At 69.6% G+C, this 19,153-nt stretch carries 16 protein-coding genes; 7 read left to right on the top strand and 9 right to left on the bottom strand.

Annotated elements, in window-relative coordinates:
- Window positions 1–18: 18 nt before the first annotated feature.
- Complete coding sequence (locus ORI60_RS26905; protein ID WP_266040783.1) at window positions 19–1,230, bottom strand: RNA-guided endonuclease InsQ/TnpB family protein; 1,212 nt, start codon at window positions 1,228–1,230, stop codon at window positions 19–21.
- A 146-nt stretch (window positions 1,231–1,376) separates the two neighbouring features.
- On the opposite strand from ORI60_RS26905, the gene ORI60_RS26900 reads away from it, so the two are divergent.
- From ORI60_RS26900 to ORI60_RS26890, 3 genes are all read left to right on the top strand, one after another.
- Window positions 1,377–2,477, top strand: a complete 1,101-nt coding sequence (locus ORI60_RS26900; protein ID WP_266040782.1) for a branched-chain amino acid ABC transporter permease — start codon at window positions 1,377–1,379, stop codon at window positions 2,475–2,477.
- 13 nt (window positions 2,478–2,490) lie between these two features.
- Window positions 2,491–3,777, top strand: coding sequence for an ABC transporter substrate-binding protein (locus ORI60_RS26895; protein WP_266040781.1), 1,287 nt, complete (start codon window positions 2,491–2,493; stop codon window positions 3,775–3,777).
- A 75-nt stretch (window positions 3,778–3,852) separates the two neighbouring features.
- Window positions 3,853–4,167, top strand: coding sequence for a hypothetical protein (locus tag ORI60_RS26890; RefSeq protein WP_266040780.1), 315 nt, complete (start codon window positions 3,853–3,855; stop codon window positions 4,165–4,167).
- On the opposite strand, the gene ORI60_RS26885 is transcribed toward ORI60_RS26890, so the two are convergent.
- The 5 genes from ORI60_RS26885 to ORI60_RS26865 form a co-directional block, all read right to left on the bottom strand.
- Complete coding sequence (locus ORI60_RS26885) at window positions 4,164–5,063, bottom strand: alpha/beta hydrolase (protein WP_266040779.1); 900 nt, start codon at window positions 5,061–5,063, stop codon at window positions 4,164–4,166. The genes ORI60_RS26890 and ORI60_RS26885 overlap by 4 nt on opposite strands.
- Complete coding sequence (locus ORI60_RS26880) at window positions 5,063–5,368, bottom strand: putative quinol monooxygenase (RefSeq protein ID WP_266040778.1); 306 nt, start codon at window positions 5,366–5,368, stop codon at window positions 5,063–5,065. Before ORI60_RS26880 ends, ORI60_RS26885 begins: the two co-directional genes overlap by 1 nt.
- A 111-nt stretch (window positions 5,369–5,479) precedes the next feature.
- A complete protein-coding gene (locus ORI60_RS26875; RefSeq protein ID WP_266040777.1) occupies window positions 5,480–6,436 on the bottom strand; it encodes a hypothetical protein in 957 nt (318 codons plus the stop codon).
- A complete protein-coding gene (locus ORI60_RS26870) occupies window positions 6,433–7,635 on the bottom strand; it encodes an MFS transporter (protein WP_266040848.1) in 1,203 nt (400 codons plus the stop codon). The genes ORI60_RS26875 and ORI60_RS26870 overlap by 4 nt, the downstream gene beginning before the upstream one ends.
- A gap of 20 nt (window positions 7,636–7,655) precedes the next feature.
- Window positions 7,656–9,014, bottom strand: a complete 1,359-nt coding sequence (locus tag ORI60_RS26865) for a DNRLRE domain-containing protein (RefSeq protein WP_266040776.1) — start codon at window positions 9,012–9,014, stop codon at window positions 7,656–7,658.
- A 184-nt stretch (window positions 9,015–9,198) separates the two neighbouring features.
- On the opposite strand from ORI60_RS26865, the gene ORI60_RS26860 reads away from it, so the two are divergent.
- Window positions 9,199–9,786 (top strand): hypothetical protein, encoded by a 588-nt coding sequence (locus ORI60_RS26860; RefSeq protein ID WP_266040775.1) that lies wholly within the window; start codon window positions 9,199–9,201, stop codon window positions 9,784–9,786.
- On the opposite strand, the gene ORI60_RS26855 is transcribed toward ORI60_RS26860, so the two are convergent.
- Window positions 9,749–10,735: a PHP domain-containing protein gene (locus ORI60_RS26855; protein ID WP_266040774.1), complete on the bottom strand. Its 987-nt coding sequence runs from the start codon at window positions 10,733–10,735 to the stop codon at window positions 9,749–9,751. The genes ORI60_RS26860 and ORI60_RS26855 overlap by 38 nt on opposite strands.
- A gap of 339 nt (window positions 10,736–11,074) precedes the next feature.
- On the opposite strand from ORI60_RS26855, the gene ORI60_RS26850 reads away from it, so the two are divergent.
- The gene (locus ORI60_RS26850) at window positions 11,075–12,646 is read left to right on the top strand and encodes an alpha/beta fold hydrolase (RefSeq protein WP_266040773.1); all 1,572 of its coding nucleotides are present in this window, start codon (window positions 11,075–11,077) and stop codon (window positions 12,644–12,646) included.
- On the opposite strand, the gene ORI60_RS26845 is transcribed toward ORI60_RS26850, so the two are convergent.
- Window positions 12,643–13,590, bottom strand: a complete 948-nt coding sequence (locus tag ORI60_RS26845) for an MASE1 domain-containing protein (protein ID WP_266040772.1) — start codon at window positions 13,588–13,590, stop codon at window positions 12,643–12,645. The genes ORI60_RS26850 and ORI60_RS26845 overlap by 4 nt on opposite strands.
- 257 nt (window positions 13,591–13,847) lie before the next feature.
- Here ORI60_RS26845 and ORI60_RS26840 point away from each other — a divergent pair, with 257 nt between their 5' ends.
- Both ORI60_RS26840 and ORI60_RS26835 read left to right on the top strand, forming a co-directional pair.
- Window positions 13,848–15,986, top strand: coding sequence for a molybdopterin oxidoreductase family protein (locus tag ORI60_RS26840; RefSeq protein WP_266040771.1), 2,139 nt, complete (start codon window positions 13,848–13,850; stop codon window positions 15,984–15,986).
- 63 nt (window positions 15,987–16,049) lie between these two features.
- Window positions 16,050–17,831, top strand: coding sequence for an AMP-dependent synthetase/ligase (locus tag ORI60_RS26835; RefSeq protein ID WP_266040770.1), 1,782 nt, complete (start codon window positions 16,050–16,052; stop codon window positions 17,829–17,831).
- Window positions 17,832–18,047: 216 nt separating this feature from the next.
- On the opposite strand, the gene ORI60_RS26830 is transcribed toward ORI60_RS26835, so the two are convergent.
- A complete protein-coding gene (locus tag ORI60_RS26830) occupies window positions 18,048–19,010 on the bottom strand; it encodes a LacI family DNA-binding transcriptional regulator (RefSeq protein WP_323055947.1) in 963 nt (320 codons plus the stop codon).
- Window positions 19,011–19,153: the final 143 nt, after the last annotated feature.

Here is a 19,153-nt window from a genome sequence, read left to right as displayed (position 1 = left end):
CCGTGCGGCGGGTAGCGCTTACGAGCTGTGCCTCACGGCACGGGGTTCCTGTTTCACTGCCGATCGCGGAAGGGAGGGCCCTTGCCGTCTGACATCAGCTCCGCAGGCATCACCCGAGGCAGTGTCTCGGGTTACGGCTCGACCAGCCGCAAGGATGTTCTTGGCCGCATTGAGGTCCCGGTCGTGCCGGGTGCGGCAGCCCGGACACGTCCAGTGCCGGACGGTCAGGGCGAGTTCGGCCAGCACATGGCCGCAGACCGAACAGGTTTTGCTCGAGGGAAACCAGCGGTCGATCACCACGAAAGTTCGGCCGGCCCGGTTGCACTTGTACTCCAGTTGCCTGCGGAACTCGCCCCAGCTCGCGTCGGAGATGGCGCGGGCGAGGTGGCGGTTGCGCACCATGTTCCTGACCGACAGGTCCTCGATCGCGATCACGTCGGCCGAGCGCACCAGAGCCGTGGTGGTGCGGTGCAGGAAGTCCTGGCGTGCGTTGCGGACCTTGCGATGCGCGCGGGCGACCTTGGTCTGAGCCTGGCGGCGGTTGCGGCTGCCGCGCTGGCAGCGGGCCATCCGTCGTTGGTAGCGGGCCAGGTTGCGGGCCTTACGGGCAAGGTGCCGTGGGTTCGCGATCCGCTCACCGTCACTGGTCACCAGCAAGTCGGTCAAGCCGAGGTCAACCCCGACGGCGTGCCCGGTGGGCTCGGCCGGCGCGGGCTTGTCAGCGTCCACGGCGAACGTCAAGTACCAGCGTCCGTCCGGCTCCCGGGAGACCACGACCATCGTAGGGTCCAGCTTCGCCAAGTCCACGTTGTGGAACGACCATGCGAACCGCAGCGGTGTGCTGGTCTTGGCCAGCGTCAACTCGCCGTTTCGCATTCGGAATGCCGAGCGGGTGTAGTGCGCGCTCTGGCGGCCAGTGCGCGACTTCAACCTCGGATAGCGGGCACGTCCGGCGAAGAAGTTGCCGAACGCGGTGTGCTGATGCCGCAGCGTCTGCTGCAACGGCACACAAGACACCTCCGACAGGAACGCGAGTTCCTTGCCGCGTTTCCACGCGGTCAGTGCGGCATCGGTCTCCCGGTAGGACGTGCGCGCACCCTCGGTGTGGTAGCGGCGGCTCCGTTCAGTGAGGGTTTTGTTCCACACCAGTCGAACACACCCGAACGTGCGAGTCACGACCGCAGCCTGTTCGGGGGTCGGGTAGACCCGGCACTTGTACGCCGTTCGCACGAACCACAATCTACCGGGAGCACCATGACTACTCAGCCTCCGGGCCTCCGGCTTGTGCATTGCGTGCAAGAACCACGCCGGTTCCGCCGGGACGCAGTCCGGATTCCTTCCCTGCCTGAAGGCCGGGACTTCCTCCGGAGGCTCAGGTGAAGGGTCGTCCTGAGCTGTACACCTCATATGGGCAGGACATGGGTTTCCTGAACACGCGTCCCAAACGCGCGTGGTCAGGCGGTCTGGTCGTGCTCGCCCTGGTCCTGCCGTTCATGATCACCGACGACCTGCTGCAGCTGCTCGCGACCGGGTTCGTGGCGGCGATCGGCGCGATCGGGCTGAACATCGTCACGGGCTACGCGGGCCAGGTCTCGCTGGGCCACGCGTTCTTCCTCGCGATCGGCGCGTACACGGCCGCCGCTCTCAGTGGTCCCGAGACCGGGCGGGTGATCGGCTTCGGCATCACGTCGCTGCCGGTCTGGCTGCTGGCCTCGGGGCTGGTGGCCGCGCTCTTCGGCGTCCTGGTGGCGCCGGTGGCCGTGCGGTTGCGCGGGCTCTACCTCGCGATCGTGACGCTGGGACTGGTCTTCCTGGGCGAGCACGTGTTCCGGGAGTGGACGTCGCTGACCGGCGGGCCCGGTGTCGGCCGGCCCGCGGCCGTGCCCGAGCTGTTCGGGGTGCGGCTGGACCGGGACAGCGCGTTGTTCACGGCGGCGCAGCAGCTGTACCTGCTGATGTTCGTGCTGCTGGTGATCTTCGGTGTGCTGGCGCGGAACCTCGTGCGCTCGCGGGTCGGGCGGGCGTTCGCGGCGGTGCGGGACCGGGACCTGGCCGCGTCGGTGATCGGTGTGGACCTGACGAAGTACAAGGTCCTGGCGTTCGCGGTGTCCTCGTTCTACGCGGGTGTCGCCGGCGCGTTGTTGTTCGTGGTGAACGGGTTCTTCGATCCGGGCTCGTTCAGCCTGCTGTTGTCAGTGCAGTACATCGCGATGGTGCTCATCGGCGGCGCGGGCACCATCTCCGGAGCGGTCATGGGCGCGCTCTTCATCACTCTGCTGCCACGCATCACCAGGGAACTGCCCGCGGTGCTGCCGTTCATCAGTGGTGACGCGACCGGCGTGATCACGGTCTTCCAGCTGGAAGCCGTGCTCTACGGCGTGCTCATCATCGTGTTCCTCATCGTCGAGCCACGCGGGTTGTTCGGCATCTGGGTCCGCGTCCGCAACTACTGGCGCACCTGGCCGTTCTCGTACTGAGGAGAGATTCCCCATGTCTGGTAAGAGACTTGCAGCAATATTCGTAGGGGCGCTACTTCTCGCCTCGTGCCGGGGCGGGGACGGGGCGGCGCCGCAGGAGGGCGCGGGCGGCATCAAGGTCGACGCCGGCGTGACGAAGGAGGCGTGCCCCAACGCCGTCGACAAGTCCAAGGGCTGCATCTACCTGGGCACCATCTCGGACCTCACCGAGGGCCCGTTCAAGACGCTGGCGGTGCCGATCACGGACTCGCAGAAGGCGTTCTGGAAGCGCGTCAACGACAAGGGCGGCATCGGCGGCTACGAGGTCGACGTCACCAAGTACGTCAAGGACAACAAGTACAACCCGCAGATCCACAACCAGGTCTACCAGGAGATCAAGGGCAGCGTCCTCGCGCTGACGCAGACGCTGGGCTCGCCCACCACCGTGGCGATCCTGCCGGACCTCGAGAAGACCCCGATGGTGTCCGTGCCCGCGTCCTGGACCTCGTTGTGGGGTCATCAGGAGGTCGTGCTGGAGTCCGGCGCGAACTACTGCGTCGAGTCGATGAACGCGGTCGACTACGCCACCGAGAAGATGGGCGTGAAGTCCGTCATGGCCGTGCACAACGCTGGTGACTACGGCGACGACGCGGCTGCCGGGACGAAGATCGCGGCCGAGAAGCGCGGGCTGACGTTCGAGAACGTGACCACCACGGCCGGTCAGGACAACCAGGGCGGTGCGATCGACGCCGTGGTGTCGAAGAAGCCCGACCTCGTGATCCTGACGACCGGTCCGACCGACGCCGCCGTGATCATCGGACAGGCCGCGGCCCGCGGTTACAAGGGCAAGTTCATCGGCACCTCGCCGACGTGGAACCCCGGTCTGCTGAAGTCGCCCGCCGCTCCCGCGATCAAGGCGCTGTACATGCAGTCGGCGCCGTGGAAGTCGTGGGGCACCGAGTCCGTCGGCCACACCGCGATGCGCGCGGCACTGCCGGGCGTGACGCCGAACGACGGCTACACCGCGGGCTGGGTGTGGGCGTACCCGCTCAAGGCCGCGCTCGAGAAGGCCGCGGCGAACAAGGACCTGACGCGTGCCGGTGTGCTCGCCGCCGTGCGTCAGCTCTCGTCGGTGGACTACGAGGGCATGCTTCCCTCGGGTGCGGGCAACTTCTCCGCTTCGCCGCAGGACGGCCTCTTCCGCCAGTCGACCCTCTACCGGCCGGACGACGCCGCTCCGACCGGCGTGACGCTGGTGGAGGACTTCTTCACCGGCTCGACTGCGAAGGACTTCAAGTTCGAGAAGCCCTGCTACCAATGAACCGAACGGGTGACACCCGACGCTGAAACCGGACATCGCCGACTAGTCTCGCTGCTGAGGCTTTTGTAGGAGGTTGTGACGGTGATGTCGTGCGTCGAGGTTCGCCGCGCCACCGGAGGCCTCCGGTTGTTCGTCCGTCCCCCGGCCGCGTCGCGCTGGAGCGCGCGGCTGGGGTACGAACGGGTGTCGGAGTTGCTGACCGCGATTCGTCAGGCGGAGTCGTGCACGGTGCCGGACGTGGCACTGCGGTACGTGCCCGACCAGCGCACCGGTGAGGCGGTGCTGGCCTGCGAGACGGGGTCCGTTCTGCTGGACGCCGACGAGGTGTCGGCGTTGCACGACACGCTGCGGGCGCACATGCCCGACAGGATGAGGCCCCTCCCGGTCTAGGTGAGCCGGCGCGCGAGCCACGCGGTGCGCGTGCGCCTGGCCTGAACGGACAGCCCGGCGTCGGGGAAGAGCGCGTCGAAGCCGTGGAAGCCGCCTGCCCAGGTGTGCAGTTCGGCGTCACCGCCCGCGGCCCAGATGCGCGAGGCGTAGGCGACGTCCTCGTCGCGGAACACCTCCGCGGTGCCGGTGTCGACGTACGTCGCGGGCAGCCCGGACAGGTCCTCGGCCAGAGCCGGTGACACGTAACGGGAAACGTTCGCGCGGTCGCCGAGCACCGAGCGCCAGCCGAACTCGTTCATCTCGCGGGTCCACACGCCGGGCTCACCGGAGTACTGCGTGCTGGACGTGGAGTCGTTGCGGTGGTCGAGCATCGGGCAGATCAGCACCTGGGCGGTGATCTCCGGGCCGTCCAGGTCGCGGGCCATCAGCGCGACCCCGGCGGCCAGGCCGCCGCCGGCGCTGATGCCCGCCACGACGATCTTGCCGATGCCGAGCTCCTCCGCGTTCTCGACCGTCCACAACAGACCGCGGTAGCAGTCGTCGACGAGTGTCGTCCCGGTCGCCTCCGGTGCGAGCCGGTGCTCGACGGTGACCACGACGACACCGAGCTCTTCCAGCCACTGCAACGGGATGTCGATCTGGGAGAAGCGGTCGCCCATCACCATGCCACCGCCGTGGATCCAGTAGACGCACGGCGCGGGCCGGTCGAGTCCCCGTGGGCGGAAGACGGTCAGCGTGATGTCGCCGACCGTCACGTCGTGCCGTTCGGCGTCGGTCTTGAACGGCGGTGACGGCATCTGGCGGAACTGCTGGAGCATCTCGTGGGTGAGGTCCGCCGACAGCGGCATCCCGGCGAGGAGTGCGCTCAGCTCGGGGTCGAACGCGGGGCGGGCCATCAGAACGCCGCCTTGCCGCCGACGGGCAGCTCGTCGGAGTACGTGGACTCGCCGTCGAGCAGGGTCTGGAGGTGCGCGACGAGGGCCTGGGCCTCCTCGGTCGCGAAGAAGGCGCTGTGCGCCTCGGCCGTCGTCCAGCCCTCGGTCACGTGGACGACGTCGGGGTGGGAGGCCGAGCGGCCGACCAGGAAGACCACGCAGTCGTCGTTGGTCAGCGCCGGGGCGCCGAGCAGGAACTCGACGACCTCGTCGCCCTTGCCGGGCCGTGCGGTCAGGGTGGCGTGGAAACCGTGCGCGACGCTCATCCGTTCCTACCTTCCGTTCGTTCTGCTGTTCTGGCGATGGACTCATCAGATCAGCTTGAACAGGGGTGATAGGAGATCAAAGCTGCCGTGCTCTTGCCCAATCCTACCGGCTCAGGTGATCGGTGCGGGAGAGCTCGCCTCCGGCACCAGGATCGCGGGAGCTCCCGAACCGTCCGCGGGCACCGCCCACACGTCGTTGAGGCCGTCGTCGCGCTGGATGCCGTACGCGACCGTCCTGTCGTCGACCCAGGCCGGCTGGTCGTCGACGCTGCGGGTCTCGGCGAGCTCGGTGATCGCACGCGTCGCGAGGTCGAGCACGGACACCCGCCAGCCCTTCTGCGGGTCGCCGCCGACCGCCTTCTTGTAGGCGATGCGGGTGCCGTCGGGGGAGAGCGACGGGCACTCGACGTCGTCGAGGTCCGTGAGCGGGCGGATCTTCCGTGCCGCGAAGTCGCCCTCGAGCAGGTAGCGGTGGCCGGCGGTGGACATGGTGGCGTAGAAGCGGTTGTCGTCGGCGGTGAACGTGACGCCCCAGTAGTTCGTGTCGACCGGCCGTTGCGGCATGCCCTCGACCGCGAACTCCTCCAGCGACGTGACCAGCGCGCCGGTCCTCGTGTCGAGGATGCCCGTGCTGGTGGAGAACCCGTTGGCGGCGTAGGAGTGCCCGTCGACGAACAGCGTCCACGCCACCATCCGGCCGCTGGCCGACACCCGCGTGCGGTTCGGGAACCCGGTCAGCGGGACCGTCCTGAGCTCCTTCAGATCGCGGTCGAGCACGGCCAGCTCGCTCGCCTTGAGCGCTCCGACCGGCCGCAGGCAGGAGATCGTGCCCGCCGCCGAGTAGACGCGGTCGCAGCGTTGTTCGGTGACCTCCCGGGAACCGGCCGGGTCGGTCTTCGGCACCGTGGAGAGCTTGCCGTTGCTCAGGACCATCAGCCGCGGCCCGGCGCCGGCGGGAACGGACCGCGCGGCGTCGTCCGGCGCGGCGCCGGACAGCGCGGTGTAGCCGGCGGCGACGCCTCCGAGCAGGACTGCGGCGGTCAGGGTGATCAGCAGGCGCTTGTTCATGTGCGGCGTCCCAGCAGAGCGGCGGTGGCGATCAGGGCGCAGACCACCGCGACGGCGGCGATCCGGGTGGCGGTCTCGGGGCTCCAGAACTGCCAGGCGAGGCCGAACAGCACGGAGGAACCGAGGTAGGCGAGCGCCTGTCCACTTTGGATCAGCGCGATGCCGGTGGTGCGCAGGCGTTCCGGCAGCACCGGCCCCGCGAGCGCCATCAGCACGCCGTCCGTGCACGCGTAGAAGACGCCGTAGAGCAGCACCACCAGCACGAGCAGGGGCCAGCCGCCCAGCGGTCCGTGCAGCAGCAGGTAGACGGCGGTCAGCGCGACGTAACCGGCCAGCACGACCTTGAGCCTGCCGATCCTGTCGGCGAGCGCGCCCAGTGGTGCGGCGAGCAGCAGGTAGACCAGGCTCGTGCCCACCGCGAGCAGCGGGAACCAGCCGAACGCGAGCCCCTCGCGCTTCTGCAGCAGCAGGTACACGAAGCCGTCGCCGATGGTGACCAGGCCGAGCAGGGACGCGGCCAGCACGATCCTGCGGACGGCCGGGTCCTTGAGCAGCGCGAGCTTGAGAGGTTCCTTGCGGGCCAGGGGTTCCGGCCGGTCCCGCACGTAGAGCACGAGCACCAGCACGCCGAACGCGGCGATGCAGGCGCTGGTGACGAACACGGCGTCGAACGACTGGGCGGAGGCCGCGAGCACGGCCATCGCGACCAGCGGCCCGGCGAACGCGCCGATGCCGTCCATCGCCCGGTGCACGCCGAACGCCCGCCCCAGATCGCCGCTGGGCGTGGAGAGGGTGATCAGCGCGTCGCGCGGGGCGGTCCGCAGACCCTTGCCCGCGCGGTCGGCGGTGATCACGAGACCCAGCGCGGTCAGGGAGTTGCCGGCGGCGAGGAGTCCGAGCTTGGCCACCGCCGAGATGCCGTAACCGAGGCCCGCGACGGCCTTGCGCCTGTTCGTCCGGTCGGCGAGGTAGCCGCCCGCGAGTCTGAGGAGCGTGGTGGCGCCGGTGTAGACGCCGTCGATCAGCCCGTACGCGGCGGGACTGAGCTGGAGGCCGATGACCAGGTACAGCGGCAGGACCGCGGCCACCATCTCCGACGAGACGTCGGTGATGAGGCTGACCGTGCCGAGGGCGAAGACGTTGCCGCTCAGCCCCTTCCAGTTCGCCGTCCTGGGTTTGTCGATCGTGGACAGGTACATCATCGGCCTCCAGCGGTCCGTCAGTGGCAGTTGGTGGTGCCGCTGTCGGTGTAGGTCTTGCCCGCCTCGGGGACGAACTGCCAGTCGAAGCTGTTGCTGTGCAACGTCAGCTTCAGCACGCCGCGGGTACCGGTGTTGCGGGCCTCGCTGTTCGGCTTGATCGTGCCGAAGCCGTAGGCGCCCGCGCCGCCCATGCCCGCGACGAACGTCCGGATGCCGCGCGAGTTGTCCAGCCCGCCCGAGGGGTTCTGCGGGGCGAACCGCTCGTACTGGTGGTTGTGACCGAAGACCACCACGTCGGCGTTGGCGTCGTACAGTGCCTGGAACAACGGCCGGGTGGCCGTCGAGGGCGCGTGGTTGGCGCCGCTGGTGAACAGCGGGTGGTGCCAGTACGCCGCGGTGCACGGCTTCGTGCTCGCCGCCAGGTCCTGCCGCAGCCACTGCTCCTGCGCGCTGCCCGCCGCCATGCTGATGTTGGAGTTCAGCGACACGATGTGCCAGTTGCCGAGGTCGTAGGAGTAGTACCCGCGGCCCGACGGCCCGGCCTGCGCACCGAAGTAGTTGTAGTAACCGGTGGCGCCGCTGGTGTGGTAGTCGTGGTTGCCGGGCGAAGGCCTGGTGCGTGCCTTGTGCCTGCCCCAGGTGGGTCCGTAGTAGGTGGTGAACTGGCTCGCGGTGCCGTCCGGGTAGACGTTGTCGCCGGTGGTCCAGACGGTGCCCGGGATGTTGTCCAGCAGCGCGGCCGTGGCCGTGTCACCGGAACCGGAGTCGGCGATGTCGCCCGCGCCGACCCAGACCGGGTCGCCGGGAGGCGGGATCGTGCCGTCGGTGACCACGAGCTGCGGTGCGGTGGAACCCGACTCGCGCGAGTCGTAGTCGGCGCCGTCCGTGCTGCTGGACGTGATTCCGATGCTGTAGGTGCCGTTGCCGGTGACGTAGCTGGTGACGTCGACCTCGTACCAGGCGTTGCGCACGACCGAGCCGAGCGAGCCGACGGTGGCGCCGTCGATCGCGGGCTGGTTGTTCCAGGTGACCGCGGTCTCGGTCCAGCTGACGTTGGACATGGCTTTGAACGTGCCGCCGTTGGGGCTCTCCGCGCCGGACACGTCGTCGGTGTGGATGCGCAGCTTGGCGCTGCTGACGCTGCCGGTGATCCCGGAGACGGTGAACTTGAGGAACGTCCGCTTGATCGGCGAGTTGTCGACGCCGAGCTGGCCGGACGTGCCGTGGTTCGTGCCGGCGGACCCGTTGTCGACGTAGGTGTCGGCGGTGGGCGTGAAGGTGGTGGTGGCAGCGTGAGCTGCGGTGGAGGCGGTGAGTGTGGCCGCCGTGACGATGACGGTGGAGAGCACGGCCAAGGGAGCCCTGCGACGTGACATGCCTGTCCTTGTGGTGGTGGGCGGACATGGGCCGTCGCGAAGAGTAGGGGCGGGGTGGTTCGGTCACCAATGATCGTTCGGCGGCGGTTCGGTGAACGGTGGGAAAACCCCACCAGGGGGTGACCGCCGGGGCCGAAATCGGACGGCCTGGTATTTCGGGGACCGCCGCACGCTCCTCAAGGACATGGGAGTCGAGGTCTGCGACCCTCGCTGGCTCACCGCCGTGCCGGGAGCCGAGCTCGTGGTCGCGCTGGACGAGGTGGGTGAGCACGCCGCGGAGGGGCACCGGGTGACGGTGCTGATCGACCTGGTGCCGGGCAACGTGTCGAAGCTGCGGCACCTGGCCGCCGAGGCCGTGGGGGAAGGCGCTCGCAAGGTGCGGGTGCGGCCGCACGGCGTCGACCGGGTCGATCTCGTCTACGCGGCGGTGGAGCTGAACCGGGTCGCGGAGGACGACGCGGTCGAGGTGCGGTTCGACGTCACGTCGGCCGCGTTGCTGCGGGCCGATCCTGCGGCGTTCGTGCGGGCCGACCCGCTCGTGGTGAAGGCCGACGGGACGGTCGTGCCGATCTGCGCCGGGCTGGAGCGGTACGCGCTCGGCTCACTCGGCCCACTCGACTCGCTGGACGACCTGGTGGCCGCGTGGGATCCCGAGCCGGTCCGGGACCTGTGCCGGGTCGCGCTGGACCGCGCGCTGGCCGACACCGGGCCGCTCGTGTCCTGGTACGAGCACCTCATCCGGACAGCAGCCGTGCCGCGGTCCTGGTGTTGATCACCTGCTCCGGCTCGACCCCGCACTCCTCCGCTCGCGCGCAGCCGTAGTTCAGCCAGTCGAGCTGACCGGGCGCGTGCGCGTCGCTGTCGATGGAGAACGTGCACCCGGCGTCGACGGCCAGGCCGAGCAGCCGGCGCGGGGGATCGAGCCGTTCCGGCCGTGAGTTGATCTCGACCGCCGTGCCGTGCCCGGCGCAGGCCTCGAAGACCCGCTCGGCGTCGAACTGGGACTCCGGGCGGCCCTTGCCGACGACCAGGCGGCCCGTGCAGTGGCCCAGGACGTCGACGTGCGGGTTGCTGACCGCGTTGACCATCCTTCGGGTCATCTCGGCACGTGGCATCTTCAGTTTCGAGTGGACGCTCGCCACCACGACGTCGAGGCGTGCCAGCAGGTCCTCGTCCTGGTCGAGCGAGCCGTCGTCGAGGATGTCGACCTCGATGCCGGTGAGGATCCGGAACGGTGCCAGCTCGGCGTTCAGCCCGGCGACGACCTCGAGCTGCTTCTCCAGCCGTTCGCGGGTCAGTCCATTCGCGACGGTCAGGCGCGGGGAGTGGTCGGTCAGCACCATGTACTCGTGGCCGAGATCGCGCGCGGCCTCGGCCATGTCCCTGATCGGGCTGCCGCCGTCGGACCAGTCGGAGTGGACGTGGCAGTCGCCCTTCAGCCGCGCGCGCATCTCCTCGCCGCCGGTGATGTCGACGTGCCGGAGCTTCGCGAGGTAGGCCGGCTCGCGGTTCGCGAGCGCGTCCACGACCACCCCGGCCGTCGACTTGCCCACGCCCTTGAGGTCGGTGAGCGTGCCGAGCTTCGCCCGCTTCTCGACGTCGGCGGGGTCGAGGCCGGCGAGGACGGCGGCCGCGTTGCGGAACGCCTGGACGCGGTAGGTCGGCTCGCCCGCCCGTTCGAGGTGGAAGGCCACCTGCTTCAACGCCTTGACCGGATCCATACCTCTTCCTACCTCATCCGCGGTGTCCGTGCGGCGCGGTGCACGGGGTCGCTGCTCACGCACGACGACACTTGCGTTTGTCTGCACTACTCAGGGCGGGTTGACGTCTCGAATGGCTTCGGTGCGCCGCTGTGCGCCGCGCCGCTGCTCGAGACCGGTGACGACCGCTACCGCTGGTCGAACCGCGTGCAGGCCGTCACGAAGGGCGTCCTGGACGGCCTGACACTGACCTGAGAGGTGTGCGAGGTGCGGTGAATTTCACCCGACCTTCGGGGGTGTCGACCGGTACGGCGTCTGCGGAAGCGTTCTGTCGCTGGCCGACGATCGTGAGGGGTACGCGTGAGAAAGCGTTGGGGCGCGGCGGCTTTGGTCGCTCCGTTGTTCATGTCCCTGGTGGGAACGGCCCAGGCGGCGCCGGGACCGTTGGACGAGTACTACACGCAGACCATCGCCTGGGCCGAGTGCCCGGCGGGCTGGGTCTCGCCCTCGACGGGGGTCGAGTGCGCCACGGTCGTCGTGCCGATGGACTACAAGAACCCGGGCAACGGCAACCTGGAAATCGCCGTCTCGCGCAAGAAGGCCACCGATCCGGCGCGCCGCAGAGGCGTGCTGATGACGAACCCCGGCGGCCCCGGCGGTTCCGGTCTCGGCGCCGTGCACTGGTTCAACGCCCAGACCGACGTCCTGAAGATCTACGACGTCATCGGCATGGACCCGCGCGGTGTCGGCCGGTCGACTCAGATCCGGTGCATCTCGACGCCGTCCGACGACGAGTTCCCGTCCCGCCCAACGGATTCGCAGCTGTCGAACTGGTCGGACTACGCCCGCGCGGTCGAGGCGAACTGCCAGCGCGGCGGCGGTGAGATGCGCCGGTTCATCTCGACCATGAACACCGCGCGCGACATGGACGTCATCCGCGGAGCCATGGGGGAGAAGAAGATCTCCTACGTCGGCTACTCCTACGGCACGCAGCTGGGCGCCGTCTACGGCTCGATGTTCCCCGCGCGCCTCGACCGCAGCGTCCTCGACTCCGCCCTGGACCCGCTGAAGACGTGGCACGAGCAGGACGTCGACGTGGTGGACGCGATCACCGACAACCTCCGCAAGTGGACGGAGTGGACCGCGGCCCGCAACGGCACCTACGGCCTCGGCACCACCCCGGCCGCGGTGCGCGGTGAGCTCGACGCGATCGCCGAGCGCCTGAAGACGGGCCCCCACGGCGGCTACGCGGACGTGACCTCCTTCGACTACGCGGTGGGCGCCACCCGCTACCGCCGCTCGTGGGCCGCGTTCTCCCGCCACATCGCCTCCATCAAGGCGGGCGTCGCGGACCCGGCCGAGGCCTCCGCGATCGTGGCCGCCCTGAAGAAGGGCGACATCGAACCCACCTCGCCGGGCACGTTCCAGGCCGTGGTGTGCGAGTGGGACTGGTTCTCCGACGTCAACACCTACTACAACGACATGAAGCGCTGGCGCGACACCAACCCCTACGGTGGCACCGTCGACTACATGGCGCCGACCAACTGCACGTTCCGCGCCTTCCAGCGCCCGGAGAAGATCCCGGCCATCACCCGCAGGTACCCGGCCGGCCTCGTGGTCAACTCCGACGGCGACACCCAGACCCCGCTCGCCAACGGCCGCGTCATGGCGGAGCACCTGAACCAGCCGCTGATCAGCGTCGCGAACGACGGCCAGCACGGCCACTACGCGTTGCGCCGCAACGCCTGCGTCGACACGCTGGTCAACAAGTACCTGGTGTCGGGGATCCTGCCGGCGTCCCGGGTGACCTGTGCCGGGACGGACATCGCGGAGACCGTGCCTCCGGGGCAGGCAGCGGCCCTGGGCGCGCAGCAGGCCCGGCCGCTGAGCGACATCCTCGGTGAGATCGCGGCGGAGACGAAGCCCTTCTAGAAGGGTGGCACGACGCGGCCGAGCCGTTTGCGCACTCCTTCTTCCTGGTAGCGCGCGACGGTCTCGGCCAGCTGCACGCACGCTCGCTCGACGGCCTCCTTGGCCTCGTTGCGTTCGCTGGTGACGGCGCTCAGGATCAACCCGGTCAGCGCCACCGAGCCGTTGAACGCCTGCAGCACGATCATCGTGGTCAGCAGGTCGCCGGTGGCGAAGTGGCCGCTGGCCGCGGACATCACCGCGGCCACGGAGATGATCACGGCGCACGGGGCCGCGATCGCGTGCCGGAAGCGGAGCGCCGCCCAGATCAGCATCGGGAACACCAGGAACAGCAACCGCAACTCCGACGTGGTGACGAACGAGGCGAGCACCGCCGTGGTGAGGAGCAGCGCTCCGGCCTCGGCGAGCCGGCGCGGTGGGGCGTTCCAGCGGCGGGGCACGGTGAGCAGCAACGGCGTGAACACCAGCACGCCCATCGCGTCGCCCGTCCACCACACCGACGCCACGGCCGGCACCTCGTGCCACGCGATCACGCCGCCGAGCCGCAACGCCGCCGAGCCGACGACCGCGCTGACCAGCATCGCGCCCAGCGCGCCCGCGAACACGAGCAGCAGCGCGTCCTTCAGCCGGTCGAGCGCCGGGCGGAAGCCGAAACGGGTCAGCAGGTACCAGGCGAGCAGGGGCGCCGCCGTGTTGCCCGCGGTGATCAGCAACGCCGAGAACAGCGGCGCGCCCAGGAAGATGTTGGCGGCGAACGCTCCGAGCGTGATCCCCGGCCAGATCCGGCGGCCCGACATCAGCAGTGCCGCCACGGAGATCCCCGTCGGCAGCCACAGCGGAGTGACCTGACCCTTCACGAGGGCCAGAACCAGGCCGACCTGTGCTGTCGCGAAGTACGCGACAGCGACGGCGGCGATCGTGGCGGCGGTGCGGAATGCGGCGTTCACCGCCACATGCTCCACCTGTGCGCACAGGTTGGCCATACCTCACGCCGTGGCGTACCCACCTGGACTCACCCCGCAGGTAGCTACCGGTCAGTTCCGGAATCACGGCCAGCTTTGACCAGTGCAAATGAACATACCGGCTGGTATGCTCGGCGACTCTCAGGCGGTCGTTGGGCTGTTCGGGTTGACCTCCGCCGCGCGGTTGCGTCCGAGGGCAGGCAACTAGTACCCGTTGGTAACAAGCTGTGTGAGGGGACTCGATGAGGACCGTGTTCACGACCTGCCCGCTCTGCGAAGCGACGTGCGGGCTGGAGCTGACGGTCGAGGGCGACCGCATCACGAAGGTGCGCGGCGACCGCGAGGACGAGTTCAGCAGGGGCTTCCTCTGCCCCAAGGGCGCCTCGCTCGGCACGCTCGACGCCGATCCCGACCGCCTGAGCACCCCGCTGATCAAGCGCGACGGCGAGTTCCAGGAGACCACCTGGGAGGAGGCGTTCGCGTACGTCGACGAGCGCCTGAAGGACTTCCCCGACCGCGACACCGTCGCGATGTACCTCGGCAACCCGGTCGTCCACTCGCTCGCCGGCGGCCTCTACGCCGGGCCGCTGCGCAAGGCGCTGGGCAGCCGCAACGTCTTCACCGCCAGCACGGTCGACCAGATGCCCAAGCACGTGCAGGTCGGCCACATGTTCGGCGGCATCTTCTCCATCCCCGTGCCCGACATCGACCGCACCGACTTCATGCTGGTGCTGGGCGCGGACCCGTTCTCGTCCAACGGAAGCCTGTGGACGGTCCCGGACGCGCCAGGCCGGTTCAGGGACCTGCGCAAGCGCGGCGGCAGGTTCGTCGTCGTCGACCCGCGCCGCAGCCGCACCGCCCAGGCCGCCGACCAGCACGTCGTGATCAGGCCGGGCACGGACGTGTTCCTGCTGCTGGCGCTGATCCACGAGCTGTTCGCGCAGGACCTGGTGAACCTCCGCGACCTCGCCGGGCACGTCACCGACCACGCGGTGATCCGCGAGCACGTCGCGGAGTTCGGTCCCGAGGCCGTCGAGGAACGCACGGGCGTCGCCGCGGCCACGATCCGCGCGCTGGCGAGGCAGCTCGCCGAGGCCGAACGCGCCGCGGTGTACGGCCGGATCGGCACGACGACCGTCGAGTTCGGCACCGTCGCGTCGTGGGCGGTCGACGTCCTGAACGTCCTGACCGGCAACCTCGACCGGCCCGGGGGCGTGATGTGGCCGCTGCCCGCGCACAGCAGGCGCGGAACCGGCAGCGGCAAGGGGTTCACCACCGGCCGCTGGCACAGCCGGGTCAAGGGCCACCCCGAGGTGATGGGGGAGTACCCCGCCGTCACGATGGTCGACGAGATCGAGACGCCCGGCGAGGGCCAGGTGCGGGCGCTGTTCACGATCGGCGGCAACCCCGCGCTGTCGCTGCCGAACTCGGCACGGGTGAACGACGCGCTGTCCTCATTGGACTTCATGGTCAGCGTCGACCCGTACCTCAACGAGACCACGCGGCACGCCGACGTCATCCTGCCGACGCCCCCGCCCTCGCGCCGCGACCACTACGACATCGCGTTCCTCAACAACTCGGTGCGCAACGTCGCGAAGTACTCGCGCGCGGCCATCCCGCTGGAGGAAGGCAGGGTCGACGAGACGGACATCTTCTTCCGCCTCACCACGATCCTCGCGGGGATGGGCCCGGCCGCCGACCTCGACGCCATCGCGGCGTTCCAGCTCGCCGACCTGAAGAAGAAGGCGGGCGCCGACTTCGAACCCGAGGGCGAGACGCGCGAGGAACGCCTGCTGGACCTGAAACTCCGCACCGGCGCGTACGGGGTGACGCTGCGCCAGCTGCTCGACCACCCGCACGGCATCGACCTCGGCCCGCTCACCCCGCGCCTGCCGGAGATCCTGCGCACGCCGTCCGGCAAGATCGAGCTGACGCCGAAGCCGATCGTGGACGACCTGCCGCGCGTGCTCGCCGCCCTCGGCACGCCCGAGCCCGGCATGGTCCTGGTCGGCCGCAGGCACCTGCGCACCAACAACTCCTGGATGCACAACGTGCCGGCCCTGGTGAAGGGCAAGCCGTTGTGCACGCTCCTGGTCAACCCCGGCGACGCCCTCCGCATCGGCCTGGCCGACGGCGGCACCGCCCAGGTCACCTCGCGCGTCGGCAAGATCGAGGTGCTGGTCGAGGTCACCGCGGACATCGCGCCCGGCGTCGTCTCGATGCCGCACGGCTGGGGCCACGACCAGCCCGGCACGCGGCTCAGCGTCGCCGAGGAGCACGCCGGCGTGAACGTCAACCTCCTCACCGACGACCTGCGCATCGACCCGCTCTCGGGCACCGCCGTGCTGAACGGCACCCGCGTGCAGGTCGTGCCCGCCTGAAGACCCCTCCCCGCTGAAGAGTCCCTCCCCGTCTGCAAAGACTCAGTGCGCCCAGGAGCCGCCATGACAGCCGGAGTCACCAGCCCGAACGCGGTGCGAGCCATCCGCCGGATAGCCGACCTGCCGTTCCTCGCGGAGCAGGCCTACGGCGACGCGGTGGCGTGGCGGTTCAAGCAGGACGGGCAGTGGCGCGAGCAGACCTACGCCGAGGTCGCCGAGGTGGTGCTGGACCTCGCGTCCGGGTTCGTCCACGCCGGACTGGAGGCGGGCGACCGGGTCTGCGTGCTCGCGAACACCCGTCCGGAGTGGACGGCGGTCGAGCTCGCGGTGCTGGCGGCGGGCGGCATCGTCGTGCCGATCTACCCGTCGAGCGCCCCGGAGGAGATCGCCTGGGTCGTCGGCGACTCCGGCGCGTCGATCGTGGTGGCGGAGAACGAGGAGCAGTGCCTCAAGGTCGAGGCCGTCGGCTCGGAGCTCCCCGAGCTGCGCACGGTCTTCTCGATCGACCCGGCCGGTGACCGACCGCGGATCGCCGACCTGCAGGACACCGGCCGCACCTCGCCGCTGGCCGCCGTGCTGGACTCCCGCCGGGCCGCGATCAGGCCGGAGGACCCGAGCCTGATCATCTACACCTCGGGCACGACCGGTCCGCCCAAGGGCTGCGTCCTGACCAACGCGAACTGGGTCGCGCTGTGCCGGGTCGCGGAGGAGGCCCGCATCGACGCGATGACCGGCGTCGTCTACCTGTTCCTGCCGCTCGCGCACGTCTTCGCGCAGATCATCATGTTCGGCACGATGTACCGCGGCGGGGCGCTGGCCTACTTCGGCGGCGACATGAAGGCGATCGTGCCGGAGCTGGCCGAGGTCCGGCCGACGTTCCTGCCGTCCGTGCCGCGCATCTTCGAGAAGATCTACACGTTCGTCACGTCGAGCGTGCCCGCCGAGCAGCTCGGCCAGGCGGTCTCGCTCGGCCTGGAGGTCCGGCGCAGGCGGGCGGCGGGCGAACCGGTGCCGGCGGAGATGGCGGCCGCGTTCGAGCAGGTCGACGCGTTGTTCGCCAACGTGCGCGCGGTGTTCGGCGGGCGGCTCGTGCAGGCCCTGTCCGGTGCCGCGCCGATCTCGCCCGAGGTGCTGCAGTTCTTCCACGCGGCCGGGGTGCCGGTGCTGGAGGGCTACGGCATGACCGAGTCCACGGCGGTCGGCACGATCAACACGCTGGACCGCTTCAAGCTCGGTTCGGTCGGCGCGTCCGGTGTGGCGGGCCTCGAGATGTCGGTGGGGGAGGACGGCGAACTGCTGATGCGCGGTCCGCACGTCTTCGCGGGCTACTGGCGCAACGACGAGGCCACGGCCGAGACGCTGCGGGACGGCTGGCTGCACACCGGAGACCTGGGCGAGATCGACGCGGACGGTTTCGTGACGATCACGGGGCGCAAGAAGGACATCATCATCACCGCGGGCGGCAAGAACATCGCGCCGGCGAACGTGGAGAACGTGCTGCGCCAGTCGCGCTGGATCTCGCACGCCGTGCTGTTCGGCGACCGCCGGCCGTACTGTGTGGCGCTGCTCACACTCGACGCCGACGAGATCGTGCCGTGGGCGACGGCGCGTGGTTTGCCGTCCGACATCGAATCATTGGTGGGTCACCCGGACGTGCGAACGCTCGTGCAGGAAGTTGTCGACGAAGCGAACTCGCACTTCGCCAGTGTTTCCCAGGTGAAGAAGTTCGTGCTGCTCACCCGCGATCTGTCCCAGGAGGAAGGTGAGCTCACCCCGACGTTGAAGGTCAAGCGCAACGTTGTACACCGCCTTCACTCCGGGTTGTACGAAGGGCTCTACGAGTAACCCGTACGTACGAGAAATCCAAAAACAGGTACATCCACCCTGGCGGTTTCGGCTCGGTCAGGGCAGAGTGGGACACCAAGCGGCGCTAGGCCCCCTCCCCCCTCGGGCCCAGCCGCTTCGCGGCCCCGGCTCAAGGCGTACTCCCCCCAGACGCCCAGCCGGGGCCGCCTTGCATCTCCGTCCTTTGTGGCCGCCCCGCGACAGATCGTGATCGTGTCAGCGTTTCGGCGGCGTCGTGGTCCCGCGCACGATCAGCTGGGTCTCCGCCACGATCTGCGGCACGTCGGTGTGGTCGGAGTCGAGCCAGTCCAGCAGGAGGTTCACGGCCGTGCGTCCGGCCTGCGCCACGGGCATCGCCACCGTCGTCAGCGCGGGCGAGCACAGCGAGGCGTAGGTGAGGTCGTCGAAGCCCGTCACCGACACGTCGCCCGGCACGGAGATGCCGCGGTCGCGCAGCCGGGCCAGCACGCCCAGCGCCATGATGTCGTTGTAGGCGGCGATCGCCGTCGTGCCGGCCGCGACGGCCAGGTCCGCCGCCTGCAGGCCGCCCTCGTAGCGCGGTGCGAACGGTCCCAGGTCGACCAGGTCGACCCCGTGCTTCGCCACCGCCTTCATCAGGCCGCGGCGACGCTCCTGGTTGGACCACGAGGTGCGCGGCCCGTTGAGGTAGGCGATGCGGTGGTGCCCGAGAGCGACGAGGTGGTCGATGACGGCGTGCATGCCGCCCGCCGAGTCCATCAACGCGGCGGGCACGCCGGGCAGGCGCCGGTTCAGCAGCACCAGCGAGGTCACGCCCGCCACCTCGTAGACCTGGGAGTCCTCCAGGCCCGGCGCGCACAGCACGACGCCGTCGACCTGCTTGGCCATCGCGTGCACGAGCTTGGCCTCGGAGACCGGGTCCTCGTCGCTGTCCGCCACGAACACCGCGTAGTCGGCCTGCATCGCCCGTGCCTGCACGGCCTTGAGCACGCCGGTGAAGAACGGGTTGTCGAGGTCCGGCACGACGATGCCGATGTTGCCCGTCTTGCCCGTGATCAGCCCGCGAGCCGCCCTGTTGGGCTGGTAGCCGAGCTCGGTCGCGGCGGCCAGCACGCGCGTCCTGGTCTCCGGGCGCACGAGCTCCGGGGACGTCAGCGCACGCGAAACGGTGGCGACGGACACGTGTGCCCTGCGTGCCACGTCGCGGATGGTGACCGCCACTTGTTACCTCACCCTCAACAGCCGGTTGAACCAATCATGACGGGTCAGGTGTCAGGCCGGTCTTCGAGGCGGGTCACGAGCTGAGCCGGATTCACGAAACGGAGAGGCCTGATCCGCGACAG

Source organism: Lentzea sp. NEAU-D7 (assembly GCF_026242055.1).
GTDB lineage: Bacteria > Actinomycetota > Actinomycetes > Mycobacteriales > Pseudonocardiaceae > Lentzea.
The sequence above is the reverse complement of the archived record's forward strand: the minus strand, read 5'-3'. Positions and strand labels throughout refer to the sequence as shown.

Bases quoted from the DNA above. Each gene is read 5' to 3' on its own strand.
- ORI60_RS26840 (WP_266040771.1), top strand. From the start codon at position 13,848: ATGAGGACCGTGTTCACGACCTGCCCGCTCTGCGAAGCGACGTGCGGG.
- ORI60_RS26855 (WP_266040774.1), bottom strand. From the start codon at position 10,735: ATGGATCCGGTCAAGGCGTTGAAGCAGGTGGCCTTCCACCTCGAACGG.
- ORI60_RS26885 (WP_266040779.1), bottom strand. From the start codon at position 5,063: ATGGCCCGCCCCGCGTTCGACCCCGAGCTGAGCGCACTCCTCGCCGGG.
- ORI60_RS26870 (WP_266040848.1), bottom strand. From the start codon at position 7,635: ATGTACCTGTCCACGATCGACAAACCCAGGACGGCGAACTGGAAGGGG.
- ORI60_RS26865 (WP_266040776.1), bottom strand. From the start codon at position 9,014: ATGTCACGTCGCAGGGCTCCCTTGGCCGTGCTCTCCACCGTCATCGTC.
- ORI60_RS26875 (WP_266040777.1), bottom strand. From the start codon at position 6,436: ATGAACAAGCGCCTGCTGATCACCCTGACCGCCGCAGTCCTGCTCGGA.
- ORI60_RS26860 (WP_266040775.1), top strand. From the start codon at position 9,199: ATGGGAGTCGAGGTCTGCGACCCTCGCTGGCTCACCGCCGTGCCGGGA.
- ORI60_RS26880 (WP_266040778.1), bottom strand. From the start codon at position 5,368: ATGAGCGTCGCGCACGGTTTCCACGCCACCCTGACCGCACGGCCCGGC.
- ORI60_RS26835 (WP_266040770.1), top strand. From the start codon at position 16,050: ATGACAGCCGGAGTCACCAGCCCGAACGCGGTGCGAGCCATCCGCCGG.
- ORI60_RS26895 (WP_266040781.1), top strand. From the start codon at position 2,491: ATGTCTGGTAAGAGACTTGCAGCAATATTCGTAGGGGCGCTACTTCTC.